The 19,665-nt window shown below is 60.6% G+C and carries 12 protein-coding genes; 9 read left to right on the top strand and 3 right to left on the bottom strand.

Annotated features, from left to right (window positions below; all coding sequences use genetic code 11):
• The first annotated feature begins 45 nt into the window (after positions 1–45).
• From pgaC to A9404_RS07285, 7 genes are all read left to right on the top strand, one after another.
• Positions 46–1,320, top strand: coding sequence for a poly-beta-1,6-N-acetyl-D-glucosamine synthase (gene pgaC, locus A9404_RS07255; RefSeq protein WP_066102987.1), 1,275 nt, complete (start codon positions 46–48; stop codon positions 1,318–1,320).
• Positions 1,317–1,865: a poly-beta-1,6-N-acetyl-D-glucosamine biosynthesis protein PgaD gene (pgaD, locus tag A9404_RS07260; protein ID WP_082922811.1), complete on the top strand. Its 549-nt coding sequence runs from the start codon at positions 1,317–1,319 to the stop codon at positions 1,863–1,865. The genes pgaC and pgaD overlap by 4 nt, the downstream gene beginning before the upstream one ends.
• A 326-nt stretch (positions 1,866–2,191) precedes the next feature.
• On the top strand, positions 2,192–4,024 hold the full coding sequence (locus A9404_RS07265; protein WP_066099640.1) for a glycoside hydrolase family 5 protein: 1,833 nt from the start codon (positions 2,192–2,194) through the stop codon (positions 4,022–4,024).
• 569 nt (positions 4,025–4,593) lie between these two features.
• Positions 4,594–5,703: a nucleotide-binding protein gene (locus tag A9404_RS07270; RefSeq protein WP_066099642.1), complete on the top strand. Its 1,110-nt coding sequence runs from the start codon at positions 4,594–4,596 to the stop codon at positions 5,701–5,703.
• A gap of 22 nt (positions 5,704–5,725) precedes the next feature.
• Positions 5,726–10,153 (top strand): UDP-forming cellulose synthase catalytic subunit, encoded by a 4,428-nt coding sequence (bcsA, locus tag A9404_RS07275; protein WP_082922812.1) that lies wholly within the window; start codon positions 5,726–5,728, stop codon positions 10,151–10,153.
• 16 nt (positions 10,154–10,169) lie between these two features.
• Positions 10,170–11,324: a cellulose synthase complex periplasmic endoglucanase BcsZ gene (bcsZ, locus tag A9404_RS07280; RefSeq protein WP_066099647.1), complete on the top strand. Its 1,155-nt coding sequence runs from the start codon at positions 10,170–10,172 to the stop codon at positions 11,322–11,324.
• Complete coding sequence (locus tag A9404_RS07285) at positions 11,321–14,740, top strand: cellulose synthase subunit BcsC-related outer membrane protein (RefSeq protein ID WP_066099649.1); 3,420 nt, start codon at positions 11,321–11,323, stop codon at positions 14,738–14,740. Before bcsZ ends, A9404_RS07285 begins: the two co-directional genes overlap by 4 nt.
• 101 nt (positions 14,741–14,841) lie before the next feature.
• Here the strand turns inward: A9404_RS07285 and A9404_RS07290 are convergent, their stop codons facing one another.
• From A9404_RS07290 to A9404_RS07300, 3 genes are all read right to left on the bottom strand, one after another.
• The gene (locus A9404_RS07290) at positions 14,842–15,117 is read right to left on the bottom strand and encodes an oxidative damage protection protein (RefSeq protein WP_066102990.1); all 276 of its coding nucleotides are present in this window, start codon (positions 15,115–15,117) and stop codon (positions 14,842–14,844) included.
• Positions 15,118–15,164: 47 nt separating this feature from the next.
• Positions 15,165–16,271 (bottom strand): A/G-specific adenine glycosylase, encoded by a 1,107-nt coding sequence (mutY, locus tag A9404_RS07295; RefSeq protein ID WP_156521368.1) that lies wholly within the window; start codon positions 16,269–16,271, stop codon positions 15,165–15,167.
• A gap of 65 nt (positions 16,272–16,336) precedes the next feature.
• Positions 16,337–18,751 (bottom strand): AsmA family protein, encoded by a 2,415-nt coding sequence (locus A9404_RS07300; RefSeq protein ID WP_066099652.1) that lies wholly within the window; start codon positions 18,749–18,751, stop codon positions 16,337–16,339.
• A gap of 239 nt (positions 18,752–18,990) precedes the next feature.
• On the opposite strand from A9404_RS07300, the gene moaD reads away from it, so the two are divergent.
• Both moaD and A9404_RS07310 read left to right on the top strand, forming a co-directional pair.
• A complete protein-coding gene (gene moaD / locus A9404_RS07305) occupies positions 18,991–19,218 on the top strand; it encodes a molybdopterin converting factor subunit 1 (protein WP_066099654.1) in 228 nt (75 codons plus the stop codon).
• A gap of 12 nt (positions 19,219–19,230) precedes the next feature.
• On the top strand, positions 19,231–19,551 hold the full coding sequence (locus A9404_RS07310; protein ID WP_066099655.1) for a hypothetical protein: 321 nt from the start codon (positions 19,231–19,233) through the stop codon (positions 19,549–19,551).
• The last annotated feature ends 114 nt before the right edge of the window (positions 19,552–19,665 follow it).

A 19,665-nucleotide genomic window follows, 5' to 3' on the forward strand; every position in this document is an offset into this window, starting at 1 on the left:
GGTTCCTTTTTCATTCAGATGGATTTGATCTTTTCATTGAGCGCAATGACAATGAGAGACATCTTTTTCGGATACGCCTTCTACTACCCGCTGATCATGGCGTGGATGTGGATGATCGGCGGTCTGTGGTACTTCCTGCGCTGGGAAAACCGCTACGACCTCGGCCCGGACTACCCGCCGCCGGTCAGCAAGCAACCCCCGGCCAGCATTCTGATTCCCTGCTTCAATGAGGAGCAGAACGTTCGGGATACCATGGCCTATGCCCTGGCGACGGACTATCCGGACTTCGAGGTCATCGCCATCAACGACGGCTCCAAGGACCGTACGGCGGAAATACTCGACGAACTCGCGGAAATCCACCCGCGCCTGCGGGTGATCCACCTCACCACCAACCAGGGCAAGGCCATGGCCCTGCGTGCCGGAGCGATCGCCGCGCGCAACGAATTCCTGATCTGCATCGACGGCGACGCACTGCTCCACCCTGAAGCCGTGGCATGGATGATGGTGCACCTGGCCTCGGGCAACCGGGTGGGCGCCGTCACGGGCAATCCGCGCATCCTGAACCGCTCCACCCTGCTCGGCAAGCTTCAGGTGGGCGAATTCTCGTCCATCATCGGCCTGATGAAACGCGCCCAGCGCGTCTACGGCCGACTGTTCACCGTCTCCGGCGTCATCGCGGGCTACCGACGCACGGCCCTGCACCGAATCGGTTACTGGTCCGAAGTGATGATTACCGAGGACATCGACATTTCCTGGCGACTGCAGATGGATCATTGGGACATCCGCTACGAACCCGACGCCCTCTGCTACATCTACATGCCGGAAACCTTCACGGGACTCTGGAAACAGCGCCTGCGCTGGGCCCAGGGCGGTGTGGAGGTGCTCATGCACCATGGACGCGACCTGCTGATCTGGCGCCGTCGGCGGTTCTGGCCGGTCGCCATGGAATACCTGGCCTCGGTGGCCTGGGCCTACATCATGCTCACCATCATCATCCTGTACGTGATCGGTCGTTTCGTCCCATTGCCCCCCGCATGGCACATCGATACCCTGCTGCCTCAATGGAACGGCGTCATTCTGGGGGTCACCGCCCTGACCCAGTTCGCCATCAGCCTGATGATCGATCGTCGATACGAACCAAAGAAGCGTTTCTTCAGAAACTATTTCTGGATCATCTGGTATCCCCTGGCTTTCTGGTTGCTGACCCTCTTCACCACCATCGTGGCCGTCCCCAAGACACTGCTCAAGAAGCGCGGCCTGCGTGCGCGCTGGGTCAGTCCGGATCGTGGAATCCGTGCCGATGGGTCTAACGAACCATGAGCCACCCTGTGCCGCGCCCGCGCATCCCGGAAATCATCCATCGTCCCGATCTCGTGACCGCATCCCGAAAAGGGGTCATGGCCTTGATTGCCACTATCGGCTGGATGATCTGGCTCTATCTAATTTCTCCGTTGTCCGCCCTGTTCGCCTGGTGGTTCGGCTACGATCGAATGAATCTCTTCGTGCTTTCGGATCCGGCTCATACCATCCGAACACTCATGCTCTACGCCATGGTCATTGCCGCTGGCGGCGCACTCTTCATTTTATGGGCGGTCTATAACTGGCTGCGTTTTCGCCGAGTGGATCGGCGGCGGGTCCCCGAAACCGCAACGGAGGCGGATATCGCGTCCGCCTTCGCCATCCCGACTCAGTCCGTTCTCGACGCCAGGGGCGGCAAGGTACTGGCCTTCAATTTCGATGATCACGGTCAGATCATGGACATCGAGACGACCCGGGCGCTCTCAGAGAAAACACCGGCTGGAACACCCGCTTCCAAGCCGCTCGACAACGCCGCCAGCGAGACCATCCCCCATGCCTGCAAGTGATCCCCAAAATGGGATAGGCGCCCCGGAAGCATTGGAAACAGGCCCCTGATTTCCAATGTGAAACCTCTGTCTCATAAAATTCATGACAGTTTCATTTGACTTGGCTTTGCCAACGGCTCTAATCTTGACAGGGCTACAGTAGCATTGGCTAATTAATCACGTTGTACATGCCAGTGCGCCCTAGCCATCCGACCTATCCGCGGGGTGATTCGCGACGCCCCGAACTCATTGACCGTCGTATCGAATAAGGCACCGCCCCGCCCCGGGTGCGGTGCGCATCGCACGACTCAATGTTCATGCGTCTGTACAAAGGAGGGACTCTTACCATGGCACAGACTCACCGCTTTTTTTCGTTCAAATCCCCCCACCTCGCCGCATTGACCCTGATACTGAGCCTCGTGCTCTGCCTCCCCGGCATTCCCGATGCGGAAGCGTTCTACGTCGACGCCGGGAAAATCTACGACGATCAGGGTCAGGCGATCCAGTTGCATGGCGTGAACTGGTTCGGCTTCGAAACGGCCAACCATGTGCCCCATGGATTATGGGCGCGCAACATCAACGACATGATCACGCAGATGAAGTCGCTGGGGATCAATGCCGTCCGTATCCCCTTGGCCCCCAATGCCATTCACGGCGTTGCGGTGAACAGCGTCGACTACAGCCTGAACCCGGAACTGGTCGGCATGAACAGCCTGCAGGTGCTGGACTATCTGGTCAAAGCCCTCGATCAGGCCGGCATGTATATCCTCCTGGATCACCATCGACCGGATGACAATGCGATCTCGGAACTCTGGTACACCGGCACCTATACCGAGCAGCAATGGCTGGATGACCTCCAATTCCTCGCGAATCGCTACAAGAATGTCCCCCATCTTCTGGGCATCGACCTGAAGAACGAACCGCACGGTGCCGCGACCTGGGGTTCCGGCAATACGGCCACCGACTGGAATCTGGCCGCCGAACGGGCATCCAGCGTTGTTCTTGCTGCCGACCCCAATGCCGTCGTGTTTGTCGAAGGCATCGGCAATCAGTCCGCCTGCTCCCCGCCCTACAATGCCTGGTGGGGTGGCAATCTCGCGCCCATTCAATGCACCCCCCTGAATATTCCGCAGAACAAGCTGGTGCTGGCGCCGCACTTCTACGGGCCCGATGTCTACCTTCAGCCCTATTTCACCGATCCCAGCTTCCCGACCAACATGCCGGCCATCTGGAACGCCCAGTTCGGTTTTGCCAAGGACCTCGGCTATACCGTCGTCCCGACGGAATTTGGCAGCCATTACGGCCATGGTGGTCTCGCCATCGAAAAGACCTGGTTCGATGCCGTCATCGCCTGGATGATCCAGAAGAACATTCGCGACTCATTCTTCTGGGCATGGAACCCGAATAGCGGAGACACGGGCGGCCTCCTCGAAGATGACTGGAAAACGGTCTGGCCCGACAAGCTGGCGAAGCTGCAGGAGCTTTGGGGCACATCCTCCCCGACACCGACCCCGACACCGACCCCAACACCGACCCCAACACCGACCCCAACACCTACGCCTACACCAACGGGCGTGCTGACGAGCGGGGAATACACGGCGGATAGTGTGGTCGACAGCGACTGGGGTGCGGGTTACTGCATCACCTACACCATCACCAATATCAGTCAGCGAACCGCGCCCTGGGCAATCTCCTTTCCCTTCCAGGACACGCTGACGCAATCCTGGAGTGCCGTGCTGACCCAGAACGGCACCTCGATCGACGCCGTCGGCGACACCTGGAACAGTTCGCTGCAACCGGGGCAGCAAACCTCCTTCGGCTACTGTGCAGCACGTCAATCGACGACTTCACCGACCCCGACCCCGACCCCGACCCCGACCCCGACACCCACGCCCACGCCCACGCCCACGCCGACACCATCGAGCGCAACACTCAATCCGGTGCTGACCACAAGCAGCGACTGGGGTGCCGGCTATTGCATGCAGGTCGACGTCACCAATACCACGGATCAATCCATCGTGTGGAACACCAGCTTTCCGCTGGACGGAACGATCTACAACTCCTGGAACGCCGTAATCACGGCATCCGGTGGCGGACAGGCTACCGCCAATGGCGTGGACTGGAATGCCTCGTTGGCACCGGGTGCCACGGCAGACTTCGGCTTCTGCGCCAACCGTTGATCCCTCGGGCGGGCATCCATCAGCCGCCCAGCCGCAGACAATCCCCTCCCGGGTGATTGTCTGCTTTTCTCCCCTGTGCCGCAGGCACGGACCATCTCCCCGCGGTCAAATCAATCCCGACTTGGCATTTTCTCACTCCGGCAAGAAACGCAGGCAGGCCATCCGATATACCTGCCGATTTACGGCCTGATTATCTGAGTACGACCCACAACCACCCCAATAACACATGAATTTAAGCTCGCCCAGTATCGAAATTTCCCGGGTCTGTAAATTCATGACAATTTTGTCAGCCCCTCGAAGATCCGATTGTCACACCCGCCAGACAGGCTTTTTGACTGCCTCGAACAGCATCTGAGTCGTCAGGCACGGACCTCGTGCCACCCTATTCATAAAAAATAGCAAGAACCGTAAAAACAAATATATAAACACGGATTCAGGGGTAGAAATTGCATGAAACCCCGAGAATTTCGGCCTTGGACGCAGCCCCGACCAATCGACATGGCCCGTAATTTGCTTTTAAGCATTTACTGGTTTTTTCACATTAAATATTGAAACGGGATGTTCCATTAATGCTGAATCTATTTTCTCGCTGGGGAAAAAAGACCCCGAATCCGGCCGCACTGAAACGCGTCGACCCCCTGGAAGATGTACAACGGCTCTATAATGAACTAAACCTCGACCCGTCAGGCTATCACCGCTTCGACACTACGCCGCTTCCCGAGACGAGTCTCGCGCCCAAACCGGAAAAGACCGAAATCGAAGCCGTGCAGACCGAGCCGGAAACCACAACGGCCGCACTGACGACGCCTGAACCAGAAACCCCGGAAATCGCACCGGCGCCCGTGACGCCCCCCCTTGAAACGCCAGCCAGCGCCGCTGTCAACCCAGCCAAGCCAATTCCGGACACCAAACCCAAGAGTTTTTCCCTCCTATCCCACTTCGCGCGAAATACCCTGCGTACCGCCAGCATCGACGCGCCGGTCGTGGGATTTGCCTCCTTTTCCGGGGGTGTCGGCAAAAGCACCCTGAGTGCGGCACTGGCAACGAGTCTCCTATCCCGCGATCAACGCTGTCTCGTCCTCGGACAAACCCTGTTCTCACCCTTGCCCTACTATCTCGGCTGGAAGACCCAGGAGCAGGACGAATCTGAAAACACGGTCGTCCATATCAACCAGCCCATCGAAGCAATCGGTCAATCGCTGAACCTGTTCATCAGCGAAACCGGCAGCCGCCATCTGGTGGCAGAGGCGCGGAATACGGTACCCAAGGCTGATCTGATTCTGTACGACCTCGAGGCCTCCCCCCACATCATCGATGCCTTCGCATCCATCGATCTGTTGATCGTACCGCTTCGACCCGACATCAATGCCCTGATCATCATCAACCGGATCGAGCAGGCACTATCCCAGATGGAAGCCACCCCCAGACTGGGCGTCTTCTACGTCCTCAACCAGTTCGATGAAGGGAAGAGCCTGCACCGGGAAATCCGGCAGACCCTCAAAACGCGGCTGGGTGACCGGCTGCTGGATGTCGTGATTCCCTGGGACGATTCGGTTCAGGAGGCCCTGGCCAACGGCCGGTCGCCGCAAGCCCATCAACCGGACAGCCCCTTTGCGCGTGCTGCCGATTCGTTGTCTCGCTGGTTGGAACAAACAGCATCCCTTCCCGCCCGAGCCTGATGCCCTCACCGAGGCGATTGAAATGAAAAGAAACACCCGATTCATGGGCCTGGACGATCTCGTCCTGGTCGTCATCTTTGTGTTTGGCGCCATCATGCTGTTGCCCATGATCGTCGTCCCCTTCGATTGGCAGGATCAGGCCTGGCTCGGCTTCGGATTCGTGCTGCTGGCCGTCCTGGTGAACCGCCTGTTCAAGCCACACTGGATTACCTATTTCCTGATGGCGCTCTCACTATTCGCCACTGCACGCTATGCCTGGTGGCGAACCACGGAAACCCTGGGATTCAACTCGCCGGATTATCACTGGTACGATCTGACGATCTCCCTCATCCTGTATGCAGCCGAAGTTTATGCCTGGATCGTGCTTGTTCTGGGCTTCCTGCAAACCGCCGCGCCGCTCAAACGCAAACCGCTGAGTCTGCCGCCGAAGATCGATCAATGGCCGTCGGTCGACGTCTACATCCCGACCTACAACGAACCGATCGAAGTCGTACGCCCCACCGTACTGGCCGCCATGCAGATGGACTGGCCGCACGACAAGCTCAACGTCTGTCTGCTGGACGACGGCGGACGTGAGGAATTCCGCCAGTTTGCCGAGGAAGTGGGCGTCACCTACATCATTCGCGACGAACACAAGCATGCCAAGGCGGGCAACCTGAATCACGCCATGACGAAGACCCATGGCGAATACATCGCCATTTTCGACTGCGACCACGTCCCCACGCGCTCATTCCTGCAAATGTCGATGGGCTGGTTCCTCAAGGATGAGCATCTGGCCCTGGTACAAACGCCGCACCACTTCTACTCGCCCGATCCATTCGAGCGGAATCTGAAGGTCTTCAAGGAAGTCCCCAACGAAGGCGAACTCTTCTACGGGATCGTTCAAGATGGCAACGATCTCTGGGATGCCACCTTCTTCTGCGGCTCCTGCGCGGTCATTCGCCGCGAAGCACTGGACCAGATTGGCGGGATCGCCATAGAAACCGTCACGGAAGATGCCCATACATCGCTGAAGCTCCAACGACTCGGCTGGCGTTCGGCCTACATTAACCTTCCGCAGGCCGCTGGCCTGGCCACGGAAAGTTTTTCCGGCCATGTCGGTCAACGCGTGCGCTGGGCACGGGGCATGGCGCAGATCATGCGCGTGGACAACCCGCTGCTCGGTCGCGGCCTGCAATTCATGCAGCGCCTCTGCTACCTGAACGCAATGCTGCACTTCTTTTTCGCGCTGCCCCGGCTGATCTTCCTGACCGCACCGCTGTTGTTCCTGTACTTCGGCATCTACGTGATCAATGCCTATGCATTGACCATTGCCGCTTACGCGCTGCCTCACCTCGCCCTGGCCATGATTGCGAACTCGCGGGTACAGGGAAAGCATCGCAACTCGTTCTGGAACGAGGTCTACGAAACCGCGCTGGCGCCCTACATCCTGCTACCCACATTGTTGGCCGTCATCAATCCCAAGCTCGGCAAGTTCAACGTCACCGCGAAGGGGGGACTGGTTCAGAAGGACTACTTCGACAGGAAGATCGCTCGACCCTTCGTGATCCTCTTCCTCCTGAACGTGGGTGGCTTGATCGCCGCAGCCATCCGCTGGTGGGGACACCCCAATGTCGACATTCCCACCCTGGTCATGACCACCGCGTGGACGGTCTACAACCTCGCCATGATCCTGGTCGTGCTCGGCGTGAACTGGGAGACCAAGCAGGTGCGCAAGAACGTCCGGATACCGATTTCCTTGCCTGCCCGGGTTATCCGCGAAGATCAATCGATCGTCATGGCCAAAACCGTCGACATATCCGAAGGCGGTGGCCGCGTGATCACAGCCGAACCGATCCCGGAAGGCGAAAACCTGATCCTGGCCTTCCTGTACGACGGCGAGGAGTACGCCTTGCCCATCAGAAAACTACCATCGCAAGGGGACGTCATGCGGTTTCAGTTCAGAGAAATGAATCATCTGCAGTTCGGCTATCTGGTTCGCGTGATTTATGGACGCGCGGACGCCTGGCTCGGTTGGGGCGAGGGTCGTCGCGTCGATCGGCCCTGGCGCAGCCTGGTTCAGATCAGCTTCCTGGCACTGGTTGGCTTGACCCGCCTGGTACGCGGTGCCTTCGGGAAGGAGGGCGGCCACGGCGAGGCCGCCGAAACCACCCCAGTACCGAAAAACCCTGCGCCGGAACCGAAACTCGAGGATACGACTGATACAGCCACAGTCTTACCACCCATGGCCGGCCGCGTAACTTCAGTCATACTCGCCGGGATCTGCGCCCTCACGCTCTGGGCTCAGATGCCGCAACCGGCCCTGGCGGCAAATGAAGTGCCAGACCAGCCGACGACCACATCGACCAAGGGACAGTTCAACGAACACTGGGCCGTAGGGACGAGCGGTGCGGTGTCCGGACTGAAGCTTCATGGTGTCGATGAAATTCAATCCCTGGATCTGTCCATCCCACCGGATCGTGTGGTATCGGCCGCCCAGATGACGTTGACCTATACGATCTCGCCCGGTCTGCTGCCGCGAATCAGCCAGATCAACGTCCTATTCAACGATCATGTCGTCCGTTCGTTCCCCATCGAGGCTGGCGATGACAAGGGCCTGCCCCATCAGGTGAGCTTCCCGATCGATGCGAACCTGTTCACCGAGTACAACCACGTCGGCTTCCAGTTGATCGGTCACTATACCGATCAGTGCGAGGACCCGATGAACTCCACCCTGTGGGCGACCATATCCCCCAAGACGGAGATCGCGATTTCGGGTCTGCGCCTGCCGATCCAAAAAGATCTCCGTTTCCTGCCCGCACCGTTTTTCTACAAGTCCGCCGAACACAGGCTGAACCTGCCGTTCGTATTCGCGAGCGATACCGATACGAGCTCCGCCCAGGCAGCTGGCATCGTGGCCTCCTGGTTCGGCACCCTGGCGAGCTACCGAGGCAGTAATTTCCCCGTTAACATCCGCCGGATCCCCGAACAGGGGAACGCCGTAGTCTTCGCACTCAAAGGGCAACCTTTACTGCCCAACGAGCCGAAAATCGAGGGCGCAACGGTTGCCGTGACGGCTAACCCGAACGACCCTTACGGTACGGTGCTGTGGGTGCTTGGCAGCAGTGACGAGGAGTTGATTCAAGCCGCCCAGAACCTGGTGCTTGGCGCGAACCTGCTCAATGGCGAGATCGCCCATGTCGGTCACGTGAACCTGCCGCCGATTCCCGCTCCGGACAGCGCGCCGCGCTGGGTGCCGAGTACCGGTCCGGTCCGTCTGGATGCGCTGTCCGACTGGACGCCCATGAGCGTCAAGGGAACGGGGACCCTGCCCTTCACCTTCTATCTCCCACCCTCGCTCTTTTACTGGAACCGCGACGGCGTGCCTCTGAATCTGCACTATGGCTACAACTCGATTCCCCTGGCCCAGAATTCCAGCCTGAACCTGGAAGTGAACGGTCAGTTCATCCGCTCCTATCCCCTGAAGGAAGGCGACAAAGCCAAGCAGGAGCAACATGTATCCCTGACGTTCCCGCAAACCACGCTGTCGCCCTACGCCAACCTGATGAAAGGCACGTTCTACTTCGTACCGATCAAAGGGAAATGCACAGAAACGAATGTAAAAAATGCCGCAGGGTCGATTTATCCCGACTCCACCATCGACATCAGCGACATTCCGCATTACGCCCGGTTGCCCGAACTGTCCATATGGATCAATGGCGGTTATCCCTTCACCCGATTTGGCGATCTCTCCCGCACCGCGGTCGTGTTGCCACAGAAACCCGACATCGACCTGTTGCAGACTTATCTGAACGTGATGGGCCTGTTCGGCCAGTTCACGGGCATGCCCGGCTTCCGTGTCAAAGTCGTGAATTTTGGCGACGAGTCTTCCGTGGCCGATCGCGACCTGCTGACGATGAGCACCCCCGCCGAACTGTCCGCACAAAGTTGGCAGACGCAGCTTCCCGTTTCCTTCGAGAACCAGCACCTGACCATCAACGACGCCCTGGGCTGGTTCAGCGACGTCCGCTGGCATCTGCCCTGGTGGCACGTTGAAGATGCCCGCTTCGGCAAGGCCGCGCTGGGCAAGATCGTCAACAATGGCGTCGTCCCGCGGGCCCTGATACAGGAAACCATCTCGCCGTTCCACCCGGAACGCATTCTGCTGAGCCTGAGTGCAGGCACGGACTCCGGATGGCAGGGACTTCAGGAAACACTGGATACCCCCGCCCTGCGGACCAATGTCTTCGGCGGCCTGTCGATCGTGCATGGCGACAAAGTGAGCTCCTTCGTACTGGATCGCCCGCATTACTACGCCGGCACGCTCTCCTGGTGGGACTGGATGCGCTTTCACCTCAGCCAGCACCCCTGGATGATCTGGCTGGGTGTCGTCGTTTTGGCCCTGATTCTCTCCGGGCTGGTTGGCGTCCTGCTCCAGCATCGTGCCCGCAAGCGATTAGCCACGTCGTGACGGAGCGCCTCGCCTCATGCGCCACCATCCGTTTCGGATTCTGCTGCTCATTTCCGCCCTGTCGGCCATGCTGACAGGCTGCGGCAAATCGGCCCAGCAGACGTGGACCGATCGCTTCACGCACCTCTGGCAGGCGTATCAGGTCACGTTCATTTCCCCGGAAGGACGAATCGTCGATGCGAGTCAACCGGATCAACGCAGTACTTCCGAAGGGCAGGCCTACGCCCTTTTCTTCGCCCTGGTGGCCAATGATCCGACCCGTTTCGCACAGATACTGAACTGGACCCGGCTCAACCTGGGCGCCGGGGATATGAACACGCATCTGCCCGTCTGGCTCTGGGGCCACCGGGCCGATGGATCCTGGGGCGTCATCGACGGCAATACCGCGTCCGATGCGGACCTGTGGCTGGCCTACATCCTGTTGCAGGCCGGGCGACTCTGGCACCAGTCCGCCTACACCGAGACGGGACGCCGGATGGTCAGCCTGATTGCCCAACGGGAAGTGGTCGACGTCGCCGGCACGGGGCCGGTGCTGCTCCCGGGGACGCGGGGCTTCGGTCCCGATGACCAGGGCTGCGTCACCGTCAACCCGAGTTACACCCCCCTGCCGGTCGCGACCTACATGGCGCACGAATTCGGCCCACCCTGGCAATCGATCGCAAAGCGGCTGCCCCAACTCATCCGTGCCACAACTGAACGGGGATTCGCCGCCGACTGGGCTCAGGCCTGCCCGGACAAACCCCTGACGGTGCCCGCGCCGGGGCACCCGCCGACGGGCAGCTACGACGCCATCCGCGTCTACCTGTGGGCGGGACTCGCCGCCCCCGGCACGCCGGGACAGAAACCGCTGATCGACAGCGTATGGGGCATGGCCAGCTATCTTGCCGGCCATGAGGCACCGCCTGAGCGCGTCAACCTGTCAACCGGCGACGCGGAAAACACCGGCCCCATCGGATTTTCCGCCGCGCTCCTGCCCTATCTCGAAGCCCAGCACATGAAGCAGCGTTTCCGGCAGCAGGCGGAACGGGTGACGGCAGGACAGCAACCCTCGGGCCTGATGGGCACCCCACCCACCTACTACGACCAGAATCTCGCGTTGTTCGCCCTGGGGCATCTGGCCGGTTTATACACATTCGATGAACATGGAACTCTTGAGGTGCATTGGCAATGAAAAATCATATTTGGTCACCGATACTGCTGGCCGGCGTATTAGGGATGAGCATGCCGACTATCGCGTACACGGCCGATCAGGGCGCCGCCATTGATCTGTTGCTGCATCGTGCCGACTACTGGAAAAGCAACGGCCGCATGGACCTGGCTGTTCAGAACTGGCAACTCGTGCTGCAATCGAACCCGAACCAGCCGGAGGCACTCGCCGGGCTGGCACGGGAAGCCGCCACCCAGGGCCACACCCAAGAAGCGGACACCTATCTGCAACGCTTGAAGCAGGTTACGCCGGCCAACCCCGCTATCGCCGACATCGAGGGACTGCTGGCGCTCGGTCCCAACTCCGGCCCTCGACTGGCCAAGGCCGCACAGCTTGCTGCCGACAAGCGCTACCCCGAGGCCCTGGCGGCCTACAACGACGTATTCAACGGGCCACCCCCGCCCAAATGGGCCCAAACCTACTTTCAGGTCATGGTTCAGACGCCGGGTGGACAGAACCGGGCCGTGAAGGAACTGACCACGCTTGCCCAGGATCATCCCGACGAACCAGCCTACCGATTGATGCTGGGGAAGGTACTTACCTACGATACGGCCACACGAGGCCGCGGCATCGACCTGCTCGCGGACATGAGCCGAAAATCCACCGGCACGACCGCCAGCGCCGCACGCGACGACTGGCACCAGGCGCTGGTATGGATGGGCGACGATCCCGCCGCGATCCCCTATCTCCGTTCGTATCTCGCCAAGTACCGGGATCGCTCTCTGAGCGATCGCCTGCACAAGCTCGAGAGCCAGAATGCGGCACGGAAGGTTCAGCAGGCTCGTGGACAGGCCCTGGGCAATGCCTACCGAACCATGAATCAGGGACAACTGGATCTCGCCCGGACTCGCTTCGCGAAGATCCTCGAAAAGGAACCGAACAACGTCAAGGCCCTGGAAGGTCTGGGCGATGTCGCGTTCAAGGACAAGCAATATGACGACGCGGCACGGTACTACGCCCAGGCTCGCACGTTCTCGAAATCCCGGGAGGAGACCCGTCGACTCGATACGGCGACCCAGAAAGCCTATTTCTGGTCCTGGATGCAGTCCGGCAACCAGAATGTTGAAGCAGGGCAACTGCCCACCGCTGCCAATGCCTACCGCCAGGCGCTGAGCATCAGTCCCGGGGACACGCTGGCCACCCAGGCGCTGGCGAACGTCTATCTGAAAATGGGCCAGACCCGTCAGGCGACGGACCTCTATGCCGCACTCACCCGAAAAAACCCGAACAACGCGGATGCCTGGCTCGGCTACCTGCAAACGCTCAATCAGGAGAACCGTCCACGGGAAGTCATCGCCCTGACCCATAAAATGCCGGCAAGCGTCTCCGTCAAACTGGAGCGCAATCCGGATTACGTCACCGCTCTGGCGAATGCGGAAGCCAGCCACGGAGACACCCGAAAGGCGCTGAGCCTGATCCAGCGCGCCATGGCCTCGGCCAAGCCCGCCCAGAGAACGGATCTGGCGATCCAGGAAGGCTGGCTGCTGTACAAGACGAAAGACGATGCCGCGCTCTACGCCCTGATCATGGACCTGCTGAGCCAGCCGGATGCCTTGTCACCGTCTCAAGCCAACGAAGTACGCAGCCTGTACCTCACGGCCGCGCAGCGGGAAGCCCAGACGGCACTGAAGAACGGCGATCCGTCCGCTGCCGACGCCATCGTGGCGGGTCTGGGCACGCAATACCCGGATGACCCCGGTGTTGCCCGCGTTCAGGCCAACCTGCTGGTGCAACAACGCAAGTTCGACGAGGCCGAATCCATCTATCGCCAGATCGGGCCAGGCGACACGCCGGGTGACGTGCAGTCGGCGGTTGGCGCCGCACTCGCCAACGGCGACGAAAAACAGGCCAAGCGTTGGCTCCAGGCCGGCCGCACCAGCCATCCCGACAATGTGCCGCTCAAGGAAATGCAGGCCAAGCTCGATCTGCAGAACGGCGACGATCGTTCGGCCAAGGCCGCCCTGCGTAGCGCACTGGCCAGCCTGCCGCGCGCCGCCAGGTATGCGCGTCCCTCTACCGGCTCGTCCGTGGCCTATGCCCAATATCCGTTTGCCGCCGGAATGCCGAGTGCGCCAGGATCGTCGGAACAGGAAGATGCGGGCACGGCGGCTTATCCGTTCAGCGCTGGCGCCCGTCATTCCGCGGGCACTCCGACCGAAACGGCAACGCCCGAGCAGACGGGTATCGCGACTGCGGACGTATCACGTACACGGGCACGTCTTCAGGAGCAACTGGACGGCATCGATGCGCACATGAGTTCGGAAGTCGGCGGCAACATCTATGGCCGTTCCCGCAGCGGTACCTCGGGCCTCGACCAGTTCGCCCTGGCGGGCTCGCAGGTCGAGGGCAGCGTCGCTCTGGGCTACAACACGCGCATGACCGCTCGCCTGACGCCGATCCGCATCGATGCGGGCAGCCTGAGCGCGGACTCGGCCAAACTGTACGGAACGGGCCCGGTCTATGGTGGAAAAGCCGGCGGCGCATCGGCCGAATCCGGCGTCGGCCTGACCGTCGGCGTCAACAGCGCCAACTACGGCGTCATGCTGGGCACCTCGCCCCAGGGGTTCACCGTCAGCAGTCTGATCGGCCAGCTCAATCTGCACCCGCAGGGCAGCCCCGTCGGCCTGAGCCTGTTCCGGGAAAGCGTGACCGACAGCGTACTGTCCTTTGCCGGCGCGAAGGACCCGCAGACGGGTCAGACCTGGGGCGGCGTATTCCGCAACGGCCTGGGCCTGAACTTCGGTGTGGCCGATCAGGATTCAAGCGTCTTCGGCAGTCTGAAACTGGCGTATCTCAAGGGCACGAACGTCAAGAGCAATACCCAGGTGGAAGGCAACTTCGGAGCGGACTGGTCGGTATTCGACCGCGAAAGCAATCGCATCAAAATCGGATTCGATGCCCTCTCCATGTTCTATGCCCACGATTCGAGCCACTTCACCTATGGGCAGGGCGGCTACTTCAGCCCCAGCTACTACTTCCGCCCGGCGGTCACCATGAAATGGACCGGGTCGGCCGGAGACCGTCTTGGCTACAACGTCGAAGGGTTCATGGGCTGGCAGACCTTCCATCGCGACAGCAGCGCCTACTTCCCCGAGGATAGCGCCTTGCAGACGGCAGCCGGAAATCCCTACTTCCCGGCCAGCACCGTCAGTGGCGTGGGATACGGCCTGAAGCTCAATCTCGGCTATGCGGTCACACGGAACTTGACCATGGGCGGATTCCTGGCGACCGACAACAGTCAGGATTACAGCAACGTCTCGGCGGGCCTCCAAATCAAGTACTGGTTCTCTCCGCAGATCATCCACTCTGAAAAACCCTTGCTTCAACGCAATTGGCTCATGGGGGTGGATTCGGGTGATACCAGTCCGGGCGGCGAATAAAACGTCCGACGACCCGCGACACCTGCCGTCGCGGTAAAAAAAGACGGGCCGCAGTCGGATAGACCGCGGCCCGTTTCACACCCGGACAGATTCAAATGCGCTCAGGCTTCCGGAGGAACGTATCCCTCAGGCTGCGTGACTTCCCCACCGAAGAGGAACTTCTCCATCTCGGTCTCCAGGAATTGTCGCGCTTTCGGATCGATGGGCGACAGCCGATATTCGTTGATCAGCATGGTCTGGTGACTCCGCCAGGCCAGCCAGGCAGATTCCGAGATCTGCTCGAAGATCCGCTGGCCGAGGGCCCCCGGATAGGGCGGCTTCGCCAGGCCTTTGGCTTCGCACTGCAGACGGGCACAAAATACAACGCGATCACTCATGATCATTCTCCACGATTAGAAAAGGGGAAGGCCCCAGCCTGCGCCGCCTATGCGGTGCCCGACTGGCCCTCGCTCGGTTTACCCGCGCGATCCGGCTCGCGCGGCATATGGGGACAGACCACCTCGAGCGCCTCGGTCATCAACAGGCGCTGGATGGGCTTGGGCAGGCCGAGCTGGATCATGTCCTGGCGGTACTCGACCAGATCGAGCCAACAGGTTTCTTCGGGGGGTAGCGCCTGGACGTCCTCCGCATCCAGCCGCAAACGCAAGACGGTCGCCGACAGGATAAAGTGCGTGAAGCGGTGCTGAAAATCCAGGGTCGGGCACTCATCTGCCAACGCCGGACCTTCCGCCGCCCATGACGGCAGACTCTCCGGCTCGGGCAGACACCAGAGGCCGCCCCAGATGCCGGTCGGTGGCCGGCGAACCAGCAGAACGCGACGCGCCGAATCCTGAATCAGGTAGAACGTACCCGCCCGGGTCGGTACCGTCACGCGTCGTCGTCGGGCCGGCAACGCATCCACACGATCCGTCTGGCGAGCCACGCAGTCCTCGGCGACCGGACAGCGGCCGCACTCCGGCTGAGTACGTGTGCAACAGGTTGCCCCGAGATCCATGATCGCCTGCGTATAGTCGGCAAACCGGGCGTCCGGTGTGTATTCCTTGGCCACCTGATACAAGGCCTGCACAGTCGCGGATTGCTCGATGGGCGTATCGATACCCGCATGGCGGGCAATCACGCGTTTGACATTGCCGTCCAGGATGGTGGCCGGTTCGTCGAAAGCCTGCGCCATGATGGCGGCGGCGGTAGATGAGCCGACCCCAGGCAACGCCAGCCAGTGCGCCAGAGTTTCCGGAATCCCCTGCTGCGCCATGACCCGGGCAGCCGCATGCAGGTTGCGCGCACGGGCGTAGTAGCCCAACCCGGACCACAGTGCCAGCACTTCGTCGATCGATGCGGCAGCCAGATCCTCCAGCCGGGGGAATCGTTCCATGAACCGATTGAAGTAATCGATGACCGTGGCCACCTGGGTCTGCTGGAGCATCACCTCCGAAACCCAGACCCGGTAGGGGGTTCGGGGGTGCTGCCAGGGCAAATCATGACGCCCGTGCACATCGAACCAGGTCAGCAGGCGCGCCGAGAATGGCGCCAGACTTACGGTATCACTCAAGATCGAATCACTCCGCGCGCCTCAACCACCTGCACAGGGTGAGCCGGTCACAGCCCCAATCCCTTCAGGAGGTTCTGAACGGGCGCAGCCCCGTTCCCCAGACGCTTCTCGAGCTCCTGATTGAGCTTTTCCTGAACCTTTTGCTTGGCCTGCCCTTCAAGCAGCCCTTGCAGATCGATACCGAACTTCGGTTGCGCGAAGGTTCCGGTGATCTTGATCGGAATTTCGAGCTTGCGCAGCCTGTCCAGCGCCTTGCCCCCCTGGCCGGTCGCCGTGTTCACCACGATCGCCGTCAACAGATAATCCAGGGATTCCCGGGCCAGATCGGCCGTCCCCTTGCCCGAGACGCGCAGCAAGGGAGATGCCCCCTGCAGATCATTGTTGCGCAACACACCGTTGTTGATCACGCCTGTACCGGTGATCGAGGAAAAATCGGTCGCCTGTTCCTTCGGCACAGGTTCCGTCGCACCCTGCAGGCGCGCCTGTGCGGCGCGGAGCATATACCCGAGATCGAACCCCTTGATCTGACCGTTCTTGAGTGCAAAGCGGATATTTCCGTCCAGACTCGAGCGGATCTTGCCCAATCGATCGCCCTGGGCGCGCAGATCCATGCCCAGATCCCCCTGCCCCGAAAGACGGGATTCACCCATGGCGGCCGTCAGCGCGGGTTGCAAATCGATATGCTGGGTATCGAGCTTGGCCTGCCACCCCGGCACATTGCTTCGGACGTCCAATCCCGCCTGGGACTTGACTGCCCCGCCGAAGGCGTTGAAATCGAGCCGGCTCAGATTGACTTGCCCACCAGCCGCAGTTAGTGCCAGAACGAGATTCTTCAGCACATACTTCTGATAGGTCAGCTGGGCGAGCTGTACCCCGATATCCGCATTCAGGCGACGAAGGGCATCGATGGGCAGCGGAATCGGCGTATCCGGCGGCAGGCTTGCCGAAACGTTCCGGGCGGTGCTGCCCTCGGCACCTGCAGACTTCGCGGGCGCCGAGGGCGCCGCATTGCCCGGCGGCAAATACGGATTCAGATCGAAAGCACCGCCCTGGAGTCGAACGAACAGTCGCTGGGACTTTAGATCGGAGAGCCCCACCGTACCGGTAAACGACTGGCCATCGAGACCGAGCTTCATGTCCGACAACATTGCCTTCTCGGGAGTCACCTCGATCCGGCCCTGCATATCGAATTCGGTCAGGGCCTTGTCGGACTGCATCAGAGGTACCCGATACTTCATGATCTCCGCCAGCTGACGCGGATTGAAACGGGCGATACTCAGCGGACCACTGACATGCATCGCCGATGCCTTGCCCGCCGCCGGCGCGAGGCCCGTCGCCTTGAGGGAGGTCGTCACCACCACCGGATCGCTGGAAATTCGCCAATCGTTCAGATCCGCGGTTCCCTGCGTCAGGTTGACGTCCAGACCGCCGGTGGCCTTCCAGTTCAGTTCGCCCGTATGTGTGCCGATGCCCTTGAGGCTGCCGCTCAGATTGAGCGCCTTGCTCTGGTAAATGCCCTTCTGCCAATCGGCCTGGAGGTTTCCGTCGGCAGTCATCTCGGCATGGGTCAGTCCCTGAACGCGATCGGCCTTCACGGTCAGGCTGAAACCGGGTAGCGCCACCGTGTGCTTGTCCAGCGAAACAGCCAACTTGTCTGCCGAGAACGACAGATCGGTCTGTTCGGGCAGCGGCGATGGCGCCACCCCGGCACCTCGCTTCGCGGACACATTGAGCTTCAACTGACTGAGGGCCAACGTCTGCGCCGTCATGTCCGCCTGGACGGTTCCGCCCAGCCGCATCTGACCGGAAAGATCCGGCTGTCCCGGTTGCTGAATCGCATAATCGAAATGCGTATCGAACTGGATCGGCTGATTCGGTGCGATCGCCCCGGTATCGAGAAAGGCATGATCGATTCGCGCCGACTGGCCGTTCATCTCATCGCGCCAGATCACGGTGGCATCCTGGACGGACACACCGCCGATTGCCAGGGCCAACGCCCGCGATTTCTGCGGAGTGGGTGCGGCCGCTGGCATCGGCTTGGACGCTGCGGTCGCCTGCTCATGCGACACAAGATCGGCCCAATTCGTCCGCCCCGCCTTGTCGCGCGTGAGATTGATGGTGGCCCCATTCAGCACCAGGCGTCCGATCTCGAACTGTCCGTGGAGCAGCGGCAGGACGGCCGCCTTGGCTTCGATATTCTGTGCCGACAGCATGGTCTTGTCGGTGAACCCGATGGCATTGCCAAGTGTCACATCCTTGATCTTCACGCCCAGCCAGGGGAAGAACGTGAGAGAAATCGGCCCATTGAACTGAACGGTGCGCCCGGTCTCCTTCTGTATGACCCGGGCGATCTGATCCTTGTAATCGTTGGGGTTGACCGTCGCGACGAATGCCACGGCAGCAATCACGGCAACCAGCACCAATGCAACCGAAAGCAGGACGATACGTTTGATCCATTTCATAACAGCAGGCTCCACAAGGGAATTTTCGACTTCGGGCCATCGGACCGTTCGGCGCGCCATGCCCGTAGACGACGGCGGCAACGGACAAATAGCCATTCTCGGGGTCGTGGACGACGCTACCCGAGGTTTTTCCAATGGTTGCTTTGAATGACTGCGACTTTAGCAGACAATAGACACCCTGTATCCAAGTGGACCCCGGAATCGCGCGGGTCCGAACCCGAGCAAGCCGATTGAACACCATGAGCGTGACCGTAAAATTTTTTGCCGGACTGCGAGAGCAGATCGGCCTTGAGGAAATCAGGACGCCGACCGTCCCCGCCACCGTCCAGGAGGCCTGGCAGCAGGTTACCGACCGGCCTCGACCGGCGAATGTCCTGGCCGCCGTGAACCACGAATACGTCGCCTTCGATCATGCCCTGGCCGACGGCGACGAAGTCGCCTTCTTTCCGCCGGTAACCGGAGGCTGAGGTCCCCAGCTCATGAATCCCGACATCCAGAAAATGCTTCGTCAACGCCAGCGCTTCCTCCGCGCCTGGCCGCCCATCGCCCTGCTGCTGACCGGCCTGACCCTCGGCTTCTATGTCTGGGCGTTTCTCAAGCAACCCATTCTCGTGAACCCGCTGCACGTCATCCGGCTGATTCAGGAAAATCATCTCGATACGGCAACGCAGGGCCTGCTCTCGATCATGGCGCCCATCCTGTTCCTGACCATCGGCGCACTCATTCTGTTGCTGCTCGTATTCGTCACGGCCGGTCTGGTGAACGAAGGCCGTTTGATCCGTCTGCTGGAGAAGCAATAGGATTCATCGAATCTTTTGCGTTAAACATTCTTTTTTGTGATGATCCTGTCAAACAAGATATTTAAAAAGGTGGAGTCGTCTTAATCCGGTTCAGGCTATCGTTCAAGGAGCAAC

This window comes from Halothiobacillus diazotrophicus (genome assembly GCF_001663815.1).
Lineage (GTDB): Bacteria > Pseudomonadota > Gammaproteobacteria > Halothiobacillales > Halothiobacillaceae > Halothiobacillus > Halothiobacillus diazotrophicus.